The 15,681-nt window shown below is 66.6% G+C and carries 15 protein-coding genes; 5 read left to right on the forward strand and 10 right to left on the reverse strand.

Annotation, left to right across the window (positions count from 1 at the left end):
• Window positions 1-22 precede the first annotated feature (22 nt).
• The 5 genes from AC1RUR_RS06050 to AC1RUR_RS06070 are packed head-to-tail and all read left to right on the forward strand — an operon-like array spanning window position 23 to window position 5,431.
• Window positions 23-973: an ABC transporter permease gene (locus AC1RUR_RS06050; RefSeq protein WP_492842177.1), complete on the forward strand. Its 951-nt coding sequence runs from the start codon at window positions 23-25 to the stop codon at window positions 971-973.
• Window positions 970-1,863, forward strand: coding sequence for an ABC transporter permease (locus AC1RUR_RS06055; protein ID WP_492842178.1), 894 nt, complete (start codon window positions 970-972; stop codon window positions 1,861-1,863). Before AC1RUR_RS06050 ends, AC1RUR_RS06055 begins: the two co-directional genes overlap by 4 nt.
• A 2-nt stretch (window positions 1,864-1,865) precedes the next feature.
• Window positions 1,866-2,879: an ABC transporter ATP-binding protein gene (locus AC1RUR_RS06060; RefSeq protein WP_492842179.1), complete on the forward strand. Its 1,014-nt coding sequence runs from the start codon at window positions 1,866-1,868 to the stop codon at window positions 2,877-2,879.
• The gene (locus tag AC1RUR_RS06065) at window positions 2,876-3,880 is read left to right on the forward strand and encodes an ABC transporter ATP-binding protein (protein WP_492842180.1); all 1,005 of its coding nucleotides are present in this window, start codon (window positions 2,876-2,878) and stop codon (window positions 3,878-3,880) included. The genes AC1RUR_RS06060 and AC1RUR_RS06065 overlap by 4 nt, the downstream gene beginning before the upstream one ends.
• Before the next feature lie 54 nt (window positions 3,881-3,934).
• Entirely contained in the window at window positions 3,935-5,431 is a 1,497-nt protein-coding gene (locus AC1RUR_RS06070) for an ABC transporter substrate-binding protein (protein WP_492842181.1), read from the forward strand.
• 349 nt (window positions 5,432-5,780) lie between these two features.
• Here AC1RUR_RS06070 and AC1RUR_RS06075 read toward each other — a convergent pair whose 3' ends face one another.
• The 10 genes from AC1RUR_RS06075 to AC1RUR_RS06120 form a co-directional block, all read right to left on the reverse strand.
• Window positions 5,781-7,334, reverse strand: coding sequence for a hydantoinase/oxoprolinase N-terminal domain-containing protein (locus AC1RUR_RS06075; protein WP_492842182.1), 1,554 nt, complete (start codon window positions 7,332-7,334; stop codon window positions 5,781-5,783).
• A 6-nt stretch (window positions 7,335-7,340) separates the two neighbouring features.
• A complete protein-coding gene (locus AC1RUR_RS06080; protein ID WP_492842183.1) occupies window positions 7,341-8,447 on the reverse strand; it encodes an S-methyl thiohydantoin desulfurase family protein in 1,107 nt (368 codons plus the stop codon).
• Window positions 8,444-9,130 (reverse strand): AroM family protein, encoded by a 687-nt coding sequence (locus AC1RUR_RS06085; protein WP_492842184.1) that lies wholly within the window; start codon window positions 9,128-9,130, stop codon window positions 8,444-8,446. Before AC1RUR_RS06085 ends, AC1RUR_RS06080 begins: the two co-directional genes overlap by 4 nt.
• Window positions 9,131-9,133: 3 nt before the next feature.
• Window positions 9,134-10,219: an ABC transporter ATP-binding protein gene (locus AC1RUR_RS06090; protein ID WP_492842185.1), complete on the reverse strand. Its 1,086-nt coding sequence runs from the start codon at window positions 10,217-10,219 to the stop codon at window positions 9,134-9,136.
• Window positions 10,216-11,280: an extracellular solute-binding protein gene (locus AC1RUR_RS06095; protein WP_492842186.1), complete on the reverse strand. Its 1,065-nt coding sequence runs from the start codon at window positions 11,278-11,280 to the stop codon at window positions 10,216-10,218. Before AC1RUR_RS06095 ends, AC1RUR_RS06090 begins: the two co-directional genes overlap by 4 nt.
• Window positions 11,281-11,309: 29 nt before the next feature.
• Entirely contained in the window at window positions 11,310-12,176 is an 867-nt protein-coding gene (locus AC1RUR_RS06100) for an ABC transporter permease (RefSeq protein WP_492842187.1), read from the reverse strand.
• Between the two features lie 8 nt (window positions 12,177-12,184).
• Entirely contained in the window at window positions 12,185-13,060 is an 876-nt protein-coding gene (locus tag AC1RUR_RS06105; RefSeq protein ID WP_492842188.1) for an ABC transporter permease, read from the reverse strand.
• Complete coding sequence (locus AC1RUR_RS06110) at window positions 13,057-13,839, reverse strand: IclR family transcriptional regulator (protein ID WP_492842189.1); 783 nt, start codon at window positions 13,837-13,839, stop codon at window positions 13,057-13,059. Before AC1RUR_RS06110 ends, AC1RUR_RS06105 begins: the two co-directional genes overlap by 4 nt.
• A 177-nt stretch (window positions 13,840-14,016) precedes the next feature.
• On the reverse strand, window positions 14,017-14,643 hold the full coding sequence (locus tag AC1RUR_RS06115; RefSeq protein ID WP_492842190.1) for an alpha/beta hydrolase: 627 nt from the start codon (window positions 14,641-14,643) through the stop codon (window positions 14,017-14,019).
• Window positions 14,640-15,578 carry a ring-cleaving dioxygenase gene (locus AC1RUR_RS06120; RefSeq protein WP_492842191.1) on the reverse strand — a complete coding sequence of 313 codons (939 nt, stop codon included), beginning with the start codon at window positions 15,576-15,578 and terminating at the stop codon, window positions 14,640-14,642. Before AC1RUR_RS06120 ends, AC1RUR_RS06115 begins: the two co-directional genes overlap by 4 nt.
• Window positions 15,579-15,681 lie beyond the last annotated feature (103 nt).

The raw sequence follows: 15,681 nt of genomic DNA on the forward strand, positions 1-15,681 counted from the left end.
TGAGCCCCGAGACCGGTCGCGCATGAGCGTATTTGTCCTCCGACGCCTGTTGACCCTGCTGGCGACGCTGATCGGCGCATCGCTGATCATCTTCCTGGTGCTGGATGCGCTTCCGGGCAACGCCGCGCAGATGCTGATGGGCGCGGATGCCTCGCCGGATGCGGTGCGCGCGCTCACCGTCAAGCTCGGGCTCGACCAGCCGCTGGCGGTCCGCTATCTGCACTGGATCAAGGGGCTCCTGGTCGGCGATCTCGGCAACTCCTATGTCTACGGCACGCCGGTCGCCAGCCTGATCGCGGAGCGGCTGACGCTGACCATCCCACTCGCGATCATGGCGATGTCGGTCACGGTGACGCTGGCGCTCTCGGCCGGCATCTACACCGCCGCCAATCACAACAAGCTCGGCGATGTCGGCGTGATGTCGCTGACCCAGATCGGCATCGCGCTGCCGAATTTCTGGTTCGCGATCCTTCTCGTTCTCTTGTTTTCGGTGAGGCTGCAATGGCTTTCGGCGGGCGGCTTCGCCGGCTGGGAGGACGGCTTCTGGCTGGGGATCAAGTCGCTGCTGCTGCCGGCGGTCTCGCTCGCGGTGGTGCAGGCCGCGATCCTCGCCCGCGTCACGCGCTCGGCCGTGCTCGAGGTGCTGCGCGAGGATTTCGTCCGCACCGCGCGGGCAAAGGGCCTCGGCAAGCGCGAGGTGCTGTGGCGTCACGTGCTGCGCAACGCCATGATCCCCGTGATGACGGTGATGGGCCTGCAATTCGCCAATCTGCTCGCCGGCACCATCGTGATCGAGAACGTGTTCTATCTGCCGGGCCTCGGCCGCCTGATCTTCCAGTCGATCGCCAACCGCGACCTGATCGTGGTGCGCAATTGCGTGATGCTGCTCGCGACCATGGTCGTAGCAGTCAATTTCGTGGTCGACGTGCTCTATGCCTTCATCGATCCCCGCATCAAGGTGCACGACCTGTGAGCGCGCCCCTGACCACCGCGATGGATGCGCCGGTCGCCACGCGCCCGCTGCCCGCGCGCACCTTCTGGCGCCGCGCCCTGCGCCATCGCAGCTTCGTGCTGGGCGGCGCGCTCAGCCTGCTGGTGCTTGCCTCGGCGCTGCTCTCGCTGGTCTGGACGCCGTGGTCGCCTTACGAGATCGACATCGCCTCGAAACTCCGACCGCCCTCGGCCGAGCACTGGCTCGGCACCGATTCCTTCGGCCGCGACATCGTCTCGCTGCTGCTCGCCGGCGCCCGTTCCACCATCATGGTCGGCGTCATCGCGGTCAGCATCGGTCTCACCTTCGGCGTCTGCCTCGGCCTGATCGCCTCGGCGCGGCGCGGCTGGACCGAAGAGATCATCATGCGCTTCTCCGACTTCACCTTCGCCTTTCCGGCCGTGCTCTCCGCGATCATGCTCGCCGCGGTCGTCGGGCCTGGCATGGTGACCTCGATCATCGCGATCGGCATCTTCCAGATCCCGACGCTGATCCGGCTGACACGCGGCTCGGCCAACGCGATCTGGGCGCGGGAATTCGTGCTGGCCGCGCGTGCCGCGGGGAAGGGCAGGTTTCGCATCACCGTCGAGCACGTGCTGCCCAACATCCTGTCGATCCTGATCGTGCAGGTCACCATCCAGTTCGCGCTCGCCATTCTCGCGGAGGCCGCTCTGTCCTATCTCGGCCTCGGCACGCAGCCGCCGCAGCCGTCCTGGGGACGGATGCTGAACGACGCGCAGACGCTGCTGTTCCAGTCGCCGATGCTCGCGGTCTATCCGGGCGCCGCCATCGCGGTCGCCGTGCTCGGACTCAATCTGCTCGGTGACGGATTGCGCGACTTGCTCGATCCCCGGCTGGCACGGGAGCGATGACGATGAGCGAGCGCTCGACCATGCCGCTGATCGAAGTTGCCAATCTCGGCGTCCGTCTCAACACCAGCCGCGGGCCGGCGCAAGCCGTGCGCGGCGTCAGCTTCACCTTGAAGCGCGGCGAGACGCTCGGGCTCGTCGGTGAATCCGGCTGCGGCAAGTCGGTCACCGCGATGTCGCTGATGGGCCTGTTGCCGGACAGCGCAATCGTCACCGGCAGCATCAAGCTCGACGGCAGCGAGCTCGCCGGGCTCAAGGATGCGGATTACTGCCGCCTGCGCGGCAACCGCATCAGCATGATCTTCCAGGAGCCGATGACCGCGCTCAACCCGATGCACACGATCGGCCATCAGGTCGCAGAACCCTTGCGGCGTCACAAGAAATATTCGGCGGCGCAGGCGCGGCAGGAGGCCATTGCCTTGCTCGACCGCGTCGGGCTGCCGGACCCCGCCAAGCGCGTCGATGCCTATCCGCACCAGTTCTCCGGCGGCCAGCGCCAGCGCGTCACCATCGCGATGGCGCTGGCCTGCGAGCCCGATCTGCTGATCGCGGACGAGCCGACCACCGCGCTCGACGTCACCATCCAGGGCCAGATCCTCGACCTCATCGCCGATCTCGTCGAGGAGCGCGGCATGTCCATGATCCTGATCTCGCACGATCTCGGCGTCATCGCCGAGAACGTCCAGCGCATGATGGTGATGTATGGTGGCACCGTCGTCGAGAGCGGGCCGACCGACGAGGTGTTCCGCCGCATGGGCCATCCCTACACGCAGGGCCTGTTCCGCGCCCGCCCGAAGCTCGGCGCGCGCAAGGGGACGCGGCTGATGACGATCGCGGGCACCGTGCCGGAGCTTGCCGATCTGCCCGCGGGCTGCGCCTTCGGTGAGCGCTGTTCGCTGGTCGAGGACAAGTGCCGCGCGGCGCTGCCGCCGATGGTCGAAGTCGGCGCCGGCCATGGCGTGCGCTGCGTGCGCACCGATGTCTCGATGGCCGCGAATGTCGGAGCGCTGTCCGCATGACCGCCGCGCCTCTTCTCGACGTGAAGGATCTCGAGCAGCGCTACACGCTGCCCCGTGAAAGCCTGTTCCGCCCGCCCGGCCAGGTGCGTGCACTGAACGGTGTCAGCGCGCAGGTCCAGGCCGGCAAGAGCCTCGGCATCGTCGGCGAGTCCGGCTCGGGCAAGTCGACGTTTGCCCGGGTGGTGATGGCGCTGGAGCGGCCGACATCGGGGCAGGTCGCGCTGCTCGGCCGCGACCTCAACCGCATCTCCGCCGACGAGCTGCGCCGCGCGCGACGCGATTTCCAGATGGTGTTCCAGGACCCCTACGGCTCACTCGACCCGCGCCAGACCATCGCGCGCATCGTGGCCGAGCCGCTGACCGTGCTGGAAGACGCCGACCGCACCAATTTCCGCGACCGTGTCGCTGCGGTGCTGCGCCAGGTCGGCCTGCGCGATGCCGACATGGAGAAATATCCGCACGAATTCTCCGGCGGCCAGCGCCAGCGCATCGCGATTGCGCGCGCGCTGGTCACGCAGCCGAAGCTGATCGTGGCCGACGAGCCGGTCTCCGCACTCGACGTCTCCGTCCAGGCCCAGGTCCTCAACCTGATGCAGGACCTGCAGGAACAATTCGGCCTCAGTTACGTCCTGATCAGCCATGACCTCGCCGTGGTGGATTATCTCTGCGACGAGGTCGCGGTGATGTATCTCGGCCGGATCGTCGAGCAGGGCCGCCCCGAGGATCTGTTCGAGCACTGCGCCCATCCCTATACGCGGGCGCTGCTGGACGCCGTGCCGCGGGCACGCGCCGGCGGTGGCCGGCGGCGGCGCGGGGCCCAGGCGATCGCCTCGCAATCCGCGGCGGCCACGGGGTGTCCCTATGTCGCGCGTTGCGCGCTCGCCGACCAGCATTGCCGCGAAGCCCTGCCTGAGCTACGCAAGGTGGGCGGGGCGCATCTCGCCGCCTGCCACAAGGCGGAGGCGGTGATGGCGTTGCCGCCAGCGGCCGCGGAGGGTTAGTCTCGGCCGCAGGATTGGCGTAGACTGGGAATTGAGAAGGCAGGGGAGTTACGCATGTTCAGGAAACTATCCATCGTCGCACTCACTGCCGCGCTTGTCGCGGCGCCGCTGCCGGTGCTGGCACAAAGCAAGAAGGACAGCGTCGTCATGGCGATGGCGCTGGAGCCGCCCGGGCTCGATCCCACCAACGCGGCCGCTGCCGCGATTGCCGAGGTCACGCTCTACAACATCTACGAGACCCTGACCAAGATCAACGAGGACGGCTCCACGTCGCCCCTGCTGGCGGAAAGCTGGACCGCGTCGCCCGACCTGAAGACCTACACCTTCAAGCTGCGCAAGGGCGTCAAATTCCAGAATGGCGAGCCGTTCGACTCCGCCGCGGTGAAGTTCTCGTTCGAGCGCAACGCGGTGCCCACCAGCACCAACAAGGACAAGAGCCTGTTCCAGAGCTTCGAGTCCGTTGCCGCGCCCGACGCCGACACGGTCGTGATCACCCTGAAAAACTCCGAGCCGAACCTGCCGTTCCTGATGGGACAGGCGAGTTCCTCGATCGTCGAGCCGAAGAGCGCTGCCACCAATATCACGCAGCCGGTCGGCACCGGGCCCTATCAGCTCAGTGCCTGGGCCAAGGGCTCCTCGATGACCCTGACCAAATGGGCCGACTACCGTAACGCCGCCGCGATCAAGCTCTCGAAGGTGACGATCCGCTTCATCTCCGATCCGTCCGCGCAGACCGCGGCGCTGCTGTCGGGCGATGTCGACGCGTTTCCGCGCGTCGCGGCCCAGCGCACCATCGCGCAGTTCAAGGCTGATCCGCGCTTCAACGTCCAGGTCGGCGGCTCCCGCGCCAAGACCATCGTCGCCATCAACCACCGCAAGAAGCCGCTCGATGACGTCCGCGTGCGCCGCGCCATCCTCGCCGCGATCGACCGCAAGGCCATGATCGATGGTGCCGTCGACGGCTTCGGCACGCCGATCGGCAGTTTCTACGTGCCGGGCGCGCTCGGTTTCGTCGATACCACCGGCATCAACCCCTACGATCCCGAGAAGGCCAAGAAGCTCCTCGCCGAAGCCGGCGTCACCACGCCGCTCGAGCTGTCGCTGAAGCTGCCGCCGCCGTCCTATGCGCGGCAGGGCGGCGAGATCGTCGCGGCCCAGCTCGCCAAGGTCGGCATCGTCGCCAAGATCGAGAACGTCGAATGGGCGCAATGGCTGTCGCAGGTGTTCGCCGGCAACGGTCCGCACAATTTCGACCTCACCATCATCAGCCATGTCGAGCCGTTCGACCTCGTCAAGATCACCGAGCAGGACTACTATCTCGGCTACAACAACGCGGCGTTCAACGCGCTCTACAAGCAGATCGTGTCGACGCCGGAAGAGGCCGCCCGCGTAAAACTGCTCGGCGACGCCCAGCGGATGCTGGCCACCGACGCCGTCTCCGCCTACATGTTCCAGCCGCAGCTGATCACCATCACAGCCAAGAAGCTGAAGGGCGTCTGGAAGGACGTGCCGCAATACGAGAACGATTTCTCGACCTGGCATTGGGAATAGGGGGCGGCGCGTAGCCCGTTGTTGTGCCCTCTCCACTTGTGGGAGAGGGCAGCTCCGCTCATAGACACAGACTCACTCGGGTGAGGGGTCCGTCTCCGCGCACGACCCTCTCTCATTGCTAAGCAGGTTTGTCCGCGGATAGAGACCCCTCATCCGGCGCTTCGCGCCACCTTCTCCCACAAGGGGAGAAGGAAGCGAAACACGTGGCGATTTCGGAATAATCGCATTATGCCCCTGTTTTGCCCGACGAGTCAAGCCACCTTGTGGCCTGCGCGCGTAAGCCATTGATGTCGCTTACCCCGGCTACTGTGCATGGGGTTGTTTTCGCAGTTTTGTTTGACTGCGCCCGTCACGCCGCCGCAGGCAGATCCGGATCGGCGATGGCCCCTGCAACACGCACGCGCACGCGCAGTGCATTGCCGGGCAGATAGGCGATCGGCATGTCCTCGACATCGACCGTCTTGAGGCTGTCGCGCGCGGCACCGGCCTGGACCGCGCGGTCCGCCGCGATATCGCGCGCCGCTGCGATCGCGTCCTCGCGGCTGAGATCGCGGAACACCTGGTCGGCCTCGCCGGAGACCTGCGCGATGGCGGCGCCCACCGCATTGGCGCAGTCACCATGCGGCACGCGCACGATCTCGGAGATGCCGGGCAGGCGGTCCGGCACCAGGAAGGCGCCGCCGCCGACCGCGAGCAGCGGCACGTCGCCGGCTTCGGTCTTCATGCGGTCGATGTCTTCCTCCAGCTTGCGCCAGGCATCGCGCATCGCGGCCTCGATCAGGCGCTTCGGCAGATTGGCGACGCGGGAGCGGTCGCCGATGTCGATCAGACCGGCAGCGACTGCGATGTCCGTGGCGGTCAGGCGCGATCCGCCGAACACCAGTGCATCCGTCGTCAGGCGGTAGCCGACGCTGAGCGGGCCGACGCGAACCGGGTCCTCGTCGACATGGCTGCCGCCGCCGAGCCCGATCGAGAGCAGGTCGGGCATCCGGAACAGCGTACGCACGCCGCCGACCTCGACCACGGCATTGGCCTCGCGCGGGAAGCCGTGCCTGAGCTGGCCGATATCGCTGGTGGTGCCGCCGACGTCCACGACCATGGCGTCGTCGAGGCCGGAGAGGTGCGCGGCGCCGCGCATCGAATTGGTGGCGCCGGAGGCGAAGCTCATCACCGGGAAGGCGGTGGCGATCTCAGCCTGCATCACCGTGCCGTCGTTCTGGGTCAGGAACAGCGGCGCGTCGATGCCGCTGTCGGCGATCGCCTTGCGGAAGGCGGCGACGGTGGTCACCGCGAGATCGTGCAGCGAGGCATTGAGCAGCGCGGCATTCTCGCGCTCGAGCAGGCCGATGCGGCCGAGATCATGCGACAGCGTCACCGCGACGTCGGGGCAGATCTCGGCGAGGATTTCGCGCGCCGTCGTCTCGCAGGAGGGATCGAGCGGGGAGAAGCTCGAGCACACCGCGACCGAGCGCAGGCCCTTGTCCTTGATTTTGCGCGCGGCGTCCTTCAGCCCGGCGACATCGAGCGGCATGAACGGACGGCCGTCGTAATCATGGCCGCCCTCCAGCATGAAGATCTCGCCATTGACGAGGGAGGCGAGATCGGTCGGCCAGTCGCAGAACGGCGGCAGCGAGGCGCTTGCGGGCATGCCGATGCGGATCGCGCCGATCTTCTGGACGTGGCGGCGCTGCACCACCGCATTGATGAAATGCGTGGTGCCGATCACGACCGCATCGACCTTCACTGCCGCAGTCGGCTCGGCGCGGAGTGCCTTGAGTGCGTCCAGGATGCCTGAGGTCACGTCGGCGGTGGTCGGGCGCTTGACGGAATGAACGACCTTCTCGTCGACGATCAGCACGGCGTCCGTGTTGGTGCCGCCGACATCGATGCCAATACGCTTCATGAGATCTTAAGCTCCTGCCTCAGCGGGCGCGAAGAGGGAACGGTAGTCGAGGTCGTAGCCGAAGGCGCGCGGGCCGACGAATTCGAGACCCCGAGGGCTGGTCAGCACGGGCGGCGCCGGCAGCGCCACGACGGTGACGCGCTGGCCGTAACGCACCGTCTCGGTGCCGACGCCGTGGCCGTTGACGCTGTCGAGCACGCAGATCAAATCGGGCGATGTCGCGATCGCCGTCTCGCCACGCCAGGCCACGATCCATTCGTTCTGGAACGACAGCACCAGCCGGCTGCCGCGGTCGGCATCACTGCCTTCGACCATGGCCGAGCCGCGCAAGAATCCTTCCGTCGTGCGCCGGGCCACGTCGACGATCTTGCCGGTGAACAGCTTCTTGCCGCCTTCGGTCGAAAGCAGCGCCGCGATCGGATCCTCGTGACGGCGGTTGGCCTCCTGCACCGCGCGGCCGATGCCGATCGCCTTGGTGGTGGTGAAGTGGATGCCCCAGTCCTTCACCTCGCGTCCCGTGCGCGGCGCCTTGCTGGTGGATGCGATCGAGCCCATCTCGACGCAGATCTTGCGGCTTGCCCGCTCCATCCATTTCCAGGTCGGCACCTTCGTCACCACAGCCTCAATGCCGCGGGGATCGTAGAGCGTGCAGGGATAGGGGCGCAGGCCCCCGATCGCGACCGAGGTCATCTGCGCTTCGGGGAAGGCGCGGCCCATGCAGTCGGCGTCCACCACGGGGATGCCGAGATGCGCGGCCGCCATCAGCGCCTGCACACCGTTGCCGCCGCCGATCTCGACCGACATCACGGCGCGGAACTTGATGTTGTTGATCTCCTCCTGCATGCGCACGGCGCGGGCGATGTTGCGGCTGTCGGCGAGGCGCTCCTGTCCGACCAGCGGCGCGCCCATGTTGGAGACCACCGCGACCCAGTCCTCGTCGTCGAGGTCGAGCGGCGACATCAACTGCACGCGATGGCCTTCGGCATAGAGCCGGCGCAGGTTGAGCAGGCCGAGATAGGGGCTGCCGCCGCCGCCGGTGCCGAGAATCCAGGCACCGACCGCGAGCGCCTCGATCTCTTCGAGGCTGATCGTCTTCAATTCCGCCTTGCTCACGACACCAGCTCCTCGACGATACGGGCCGCGGCGGCAATGCCGAGGATGACGGGGCCGGGATAGGCCGTGCGCACGCGCGCCTTGTTGGCACTGGTGTAGCTGATGCAGTCCATCACCACGAGATCGGGCTCGAGGTCCGCCATCGTGCGTGCGGCTTCATCGACCGTAGCGTCGCTCGAGCCGGGACGCAGCGTGATGCCGACGACGTCGACGCCTTCGCGCTGCCATTTCTTGTCGATCAGTGCGGTCTGCTCGGGCAGCGGCGAGAACACGCCGAGCCGGCCCTTCGGCAGCACGGCCTCGACGAGATTGTGCAGGATGGCCGAAGGCAGGATGACGAGGCCGTCGGCCGCGAGGTTGGGGAATTTGCCGGTGCACGCCATCAGCGTCACGCCGACGCCCTCGTGCTTGAAGCGGGTGATCTGCTGGCTCGCGCGGCGCTCGACTTCCTTCTTGCTGATGGTGACGCCGTCGCCGTTCGGCAGCAGCGTGAACAGCGTGTCGTAGCCGTCCATCGGCGGGATGGCGTCGATCTCGGCGCGGCTCATGCCGTCGAGCGCGCCGCGCAGCTCGATCTCGATGCCGGGCGACAGCACGGCGGCGATTTCGGATGCGACGGTGGGGCGCGGGCTCTGGCCGATCACGACCACCCCGATGCGCTGGTGCTTCAATGGCATGTTCATTGTCTAGTCCTTCAAGACGACGAGATCGGCCGGCGTCCAGTCGAGCGTGACACCGTTGCCGGGAACGAACAGGCGGCTCGTGCCTGCATTCGGCTGTTGCACGAGGACGCGATGGCCGCCCTCGAGCGTGATGCGGTAGAGCACCGCGCCGCCCAGGAAGTTGGTGTTCTCGACGGTGCCATGGGCGGAACTGCCGGCTGCGGTGGGGGCGTCAGCGCGCGGGATGAGACGAATCTTCTCGGGACGCAGCGCCACCGAGAGAACGCCGGTGGCCTGCGCCTCGGCGGGCGGCAACGCCAGGATCAGGCCCTTGCCGACGTCGAGCGCCGAGGCGATCGAGCTCGTCGTGGTGCGCTCGCCGCGAAAGATGTTGGTGTCGCCGATGAAGTCGGCGACGAAGCGCGTCGTGGGCTGGTTGTAGATCTCCGTGGGCGTGCCGACCTGCTCGACGCGGCCGCCGTTCATCACGGCGATGCGGTCGGACATCGCCAGTGCCTCTTCCTGGTCGTGCGTGACGAAGACCAGCGTCAGGCCGAGCTTCTTCTGGAGCTGCTTGAGCTCGAACTGCATCTGCTGGCGCAGCTTCTTGTCGAGCGCCCCTAACGGCTCGTCGCAGAGCAGGACGCGCGGCGCGATCACGATGGCCCGCGCAAGGGCGACGCGCTGCTGCTGGCCGCCGGAGAGCTGGGCGGGGCGGCGGTCTTCCAGGCCAGACAGCTCGACCATGGCGAGGGCCGCCTTCACCTTGGCCGCAATGGTCGCTTTGTCGAGCCCACGCATGCGCAGGCCAAAGGCGACGTTCTCGGCGACGGTGCGATGGGGGAACAGCGCGTAGTTCTGGAACACCATGCCCATGTCGCGCTTGTGCGCGGGGACGTGGGTGATGTCGGCGCCGTCGACGCGGATCGCGCCGGCGCTCGGCGTCTCGAAGCCGGCGATCATGCGCAGCGTCGTGGTCTTGCCGCAGCCGGACGGGCCGAGCAGGGAGAAGAACTCGCCCTGACGGATGTCCATGGCGACCGCGTCCACCGCGCGGACGCCGCCGTCATAGACCTTGCTGACGCCGGCGATTTCGATCGATGCGCTCATGCGCGGAAGATCCGGTTGACGCGCTGGTCGATCTCGTCCTTGCGCTCGTTGTACCACTTCCAGTCGACCTGGATCAGCTTCGAGACCTTCTCCGGCGTGGTGAGCAGCTTGGCGTCGTACTTGGCGTCGAGCTTCACCTTCTTGTTGGCCGGCGAGTACCACACCGTCTCCGCAAGACGCTTCTGCACCTCGGGGCGCAGCATGTAGTTGACATAGGCGTTGGCAAGCTCCTTCATCTTGCTGCCTGGCGTGATGGTCAGAACCTGCTCCAGCGACAGCACGCCCTCGCTCGGCGAGACGAAGTCGGTCGGCTGGTTCTGGCCGTCATAGCGATAGATGCCGGAATCGTGGATGACGCAGAGCCCGACTTCGCCCGACAGCAGCATCTTCTCCATCGCGCCGGTGAAATCGACGATCTTGATCGGCTTCAGCTTCTCCAGCGCCGTATAGGCCGCATCGAGGTCGAGCTGGCCCTTGCCGAACAGCGTGCCGCACATCATCAGGAAAGCCTGGCCGAGGCTGTTGACCGGGATGACGTAGCCGCCGCGGACGCCGTTGTATTTCGCGTCCCACAACTCCTTCCAGGAGGTGACGCTGCCATAGCCCTTGTCGGTGCGCATGCCGAGGCCGATGGCGCTGGTGAAGATCGAGACGCCGACGATCTTGTCGCTGACGGCGTAGGGATAGACGTCGGCGAGGTTCGGCACGAGCTTGGGATCGATCTTCGGCTCGACCAGACCCATTTCGGCGGCGGCCCACTGCTCGTTGGAATTGGTGTGCATCACGTCATAGATCGGTGCCGAGCGCGAGCTGGCCTGGAGCTTGGGCAGATACGGGAAGGCGGAGTCGATCTGGAGCTTGCACTTGAACTCGCTCTCGAAGGCGGGGCCGATCTCGGCCTTCATGATCTCGCCCCACTTGCCGCCCCAGCCGGTGATGCGCAGCGTCGGATCGTCGGCGCGCGCGACATAGGGCGCGGCGATGGTGCCGATGCCGAGCGAGGCGCTCGCGGTCAGAAAGCGGCGGCGGCTGAGCCGAGAGGATTCCAGAGCTTTCACCATGTCTCGATTCCTTTGGATGCAATGAGCGGTTACAATTTGACGTAGGAGCGCAGGCCCACCGTGCGGTCGAGCCCGATGACGACGACGAAGGCGAGGACGATCGAAACCACCGAGGCAGCGCCGATGGTGCCGTCGAGATCGAACTTGAGGTAGTTGAACAGCGTGACCGGCAGCGTCTCGTTGCCCGGGGAGACCAGGAACAGCGACACCGGAAACTGATCGAAGGAGACGATGAAGGCGAAGATCGCGCCTGCCAGCACGCCGGGCTTGATTAGCGGCAGCGTGATCTCGAAGAAGGTCCGCAGGGGGCTTGCGCCGAGATTCTGTGCCGCTTCCTCCAGGCGCGTGTCGAAATTATGCAGCACGGCAAGTGTGGTGCGCACCACGTAAGGCAGCGTCACCAGCGTGTGGCCGGCGACGAGGCCCCAGGTCGGACGTCCCACATCGAGCAGCACATAGGTCTGGAACAATGCGAGGCCCGTCAGGATCGCGGGCAGCATCAGCGGCGAAAGCATGGTCGCCACGATCAGCCGCGTGCCCGGCAGATTGCCACGTGCAAGCGCGAGCGCGGCGGAGGCGCCGAGGATCGTTGCGGACGCAGTGGTGAGGATCGCGACTTCGAGGCTGAACCACAGCGCATGCATGAAGTCGCGCGAGGCGAAGAACTTTTCGAACCAGCGCAAGGACACGCCGACTGGCGGAAACTGGATGAAGGGCGTCGGGTTCAGGGCGAACACGACGACGATCGCGATCGGTGCCAGCAGGAAGATCAGGATGGCGATGTTGATGGCGAGATAGAGATAGCGGCCGTAGGGCCGGGGCGCCCCGGCAATACGGACTGGTGCTACCGGCCGGGCTGCCGCAAGCGACGGACTGTGCGAGGTGGAGGTGCTCATCGCCGGCCTCACTGAAGCTCGCGCTGGCCGGAGACGAGGCCGAGCGCGCGGTTATAGGCGATGACGAGCAGGAGCGAGATCACGAGCAGGACGATGCCGAGCGCAGCGGCGAAGCCGACGTTGAAGTTCGCGGAGATCTGCTGGTAGATCAGGATCGGCAGCGTCATGATCTGGAAGCCGCCGAGCAGGATCGGCGTGACATAGGCGCTGATCGCGAGCGCGAAGACGAGCAGCGAGCCGGCGAGGATGCCGGGCAGGCTGAGCGGCAGCGTGACCTCGATGAAGGCGCGCAAGGGGCTGGCGCCGAGATTTTCCGCGGCCTGCTCCAGCCGCTCGTCGATGCGGCCGATCACGCCGGTGAGAGTGAGCACCATGAAGGGCACGTAGATGTGGACGAGGCCGACCACGATGCCGGTCTCGGTGTACATCAGCTTGAGCGGCTGAGAGATGAGGCCGAGCGACATCAGGGTCTGGTTGACCACGCCCTTGTCGGACAGCAGCGTCATCCAGGCGAAGGTGCGCACCACGATGCCGGTCAGCATCGGCGCCAGCACCGCCATCAGCAGCAGCGCGTGCCCGGTGCGGCTCTTGATGCGCGCCATCCAGTGCGCCAGCGGATAACCGATCGCAAGCGCGACCAGCGTGGTGACGAGCCCGATCCGGATCGTGGTCCAGATCACCTCGAGATAAAAGGGATCGTCGATCATGCGGGCGTAGTGGCGCGTGGTGAAGGCGACCTTCGGCATCACCACCGGATTGCCGGTGAGCACGCTCATCAGCGCCATCAGCCCGATCGGCAGGAAGAAGAACAGGGCAAACAGCAGCGCGCTCGGCAGAATGAAGAGCGCAAGGCCGTTGGGGCGTGTGGCGGCGGCGCTGCTCATCGCGTCCCCGTCTGAACGCGCGGCGTATCCTGATCGAGCGGATCGCCGGTCATGCGCCTGAGCTTTGCGGCCATTGCCGCGAGCTCACGGCGGACATTGGCGCGCTCGGCGGCGGTGGTCGCCTGCACCGAATATGACACCGCGATCCCGATCATCTCGCCGGTCTCGCCGCTCTTGAGCGCAAAGCCTTGCGAGCCGACACCCTCGATCGATTCGTCGGCCGCTTCCGACACGCCGGTCTCGCGGATCTCGTTCAGGCGCGCCATCAGCTGCTTGAAGTTCTGTGGCGAGTTGCGCGGCAGTTTCGGATAGGTCGCGGGCACGCGCGCGCGGATGTCCTCATCGGACAGGCGAGCCAGCATGGCGCGGCCGTTGGAGGTGGCGAGCGCCGGCGTTCGCTGGCCCGGCGGATTGACGACGCGCAGCGGATTGGAGCCCGGCACGATTCTCAGCACGACCTGCTCGTAGCCGTCGAGCACCGCGATGTAGCCGGTGTGCCCGGTACGGGCGCAGACTTCGCGCAGCTCGCGCTCGGCCATGCTGATGAGATCGTCATGGGCGCGGTGCAGTCGGCCCAGCTCGAAGGTGAGGAGACCCGGCCGGTAGCGGCGGGTGTGCGGGTCCTGCTCGAGCAGGCCGCAGTCGCGCAACGAGCGCAGCAGCCGCGAGGTCGAGCTCTTCGGCTTGCCCGTCAGCGCCATCACGTCCGCGAACGACAGATCCGGCCGCGCGCCGGAGAAGCAGCGCAGGATCTCGATGGCGTTGGTGAGGGCGCTCATGAAGCTGGGTCCAAGAGAGTTCCAAATTTCGGAACTTTGTCCCAAATTCTAGGCCTGGCGCAGAAGGGGGCAAGCGGAAATTTCCGGCAGGGTGGTGCCCGATTGCGCAGGTGCGGCGGAAGGTCGCTCGCCTTTTCGAAACGGCGCACCGCGGATGGGCGGTGCGCCGCTTCGGGATCAAGCCGCTTCCGCGACGACGTTGCCGATCCAGTCGCGGGCGAGCGTGACATCGGCCTGCGACAATTGATGGCCCGCCGGCAGGACCTTGTGAGTCACGTCGGCACCGGCTTGCGACAGCAGCGTAGCGAGGCGTGCCGAGTTGCTCGCCGGTACGATCGGATCGGACAGCCCGGACAGGAGCAGGACGGGTTTGCCGCCAAGCTCGGCCTCGGGCGGATCCGACAGCGGCACCATGGCACGCAGCAGGATCGTGCCTGCGAGGACATCCGGCTTCAGCAGCAACAGCGCGGCCGCGATGTTCGCGCCATTGGAGAAGCCGACTGCAACAGGCGCGGCGACGCCGTAGCGCTGGCGGGCCCCGCTGACGAATTCGCCAAGCTCGAGCGCGCGGCGGCGCACGTCCTCTTCGTCGAATACGCCTTCGGCAAGGCGACGGAAGAATCGCGGCATGCCGTGTTCGAGCACGCGGCCGCGCGGCGACAGCAGGGCTGCGCCGGGCGAGATCATCTTGCCGAGGCCGAGGAGATCGTTCTCGTCACCGCCGGTGCCGTGCAGCAGCAGGAGTGGGGGAGAGCCCGCGCTGGTCGCGGGCTCGTAACGATGGATGAATGCGCTCTCGGTCATGACACGGTCTCTTCCAGGCTCGGCAGCACGCTCTCGATCTGCTTGCGATGCTGCTCGAGGAAGGCCGGCAGCTTCAGGTCGCGGCCCAGGGTTGCGACAGGTTCGTCGACGGCGAAGCCGGGGATGTCGGTCGCGATCTCGAACAGCACGCCGCCGGGCTCGCGGAAGTAGATCGAGCGGAAGTAGTTGCGGTCCCGCTGCTCGGTCGGATGCAGGCCGTGATTACTGACGAGCTTTTGCGCCATCTTGCCCTGCTCGGCATCGTCAGCCGCGCGGAAGGCGATGTGGTGCACCGAGCCGCCGCCCTGATGCCCGCGCAGAAAGCCCTTGGCCTCGTAGATGTCGACGACGCTGCCCTCGACATCGCCCGCCGCCTTGAAGCGGATCACCGAGCCTTCGCGTCCGGTCTCCTTGAAGCCGAACACGTCGGTGAGGACGGAAGCTGTCTTTGCCGCGCTGTCGAGCAGCAATGTCACGCCGTGGAAGCCGCGGATCGCATGCTCGGCCGGCACGTCGCCATTGCTCCAGCCGGGCTCGTTCTCGGCGCCGGGCACGCCAACGAGGGCGAGCGCCATGCCGTCGGGATCGGTGAAGGGCAGCACGGATTCACCAAAGCGCTTCTCCAGCGCCTCGTAAGCGATGCCCTTCTCGATGAAGCGCTGCGTCCAGTAGCCGAGCGAACGCTGCGGCACGCGGAAGGCGGTCTGATGGGTCTCGCCGACACCGCGACGCCCGGCCGGCGCGCCTGCCCAAGGGAAGAAGGTCAGGATGGTGCCGGGGCGGCCGCTCTCGTCGCCATAATAGAAGTGATAGGTGCCGGGATCGTCGAAATTGACCGTCTTCTTGACGAAGCGCAGGCCCAGGTCCCGGGTGTAAAAGCCGAAATTGCGGATGGGGTCGCCGGCGATCGCGGTGACGTGGTGCAGTCCAGACATTGTCGTCCTCCAGAATTCGCAGGAGCAGTCTTGCTCTGGCCGGAAATATCGTTCCGCTTTAGATTGGAGACAATCCATGCAAATATGACGTCTATGTCTACGA

The organism is Bradyrhizobium sp. GW821-FHT12B03, from assembly GCF_058807535.1.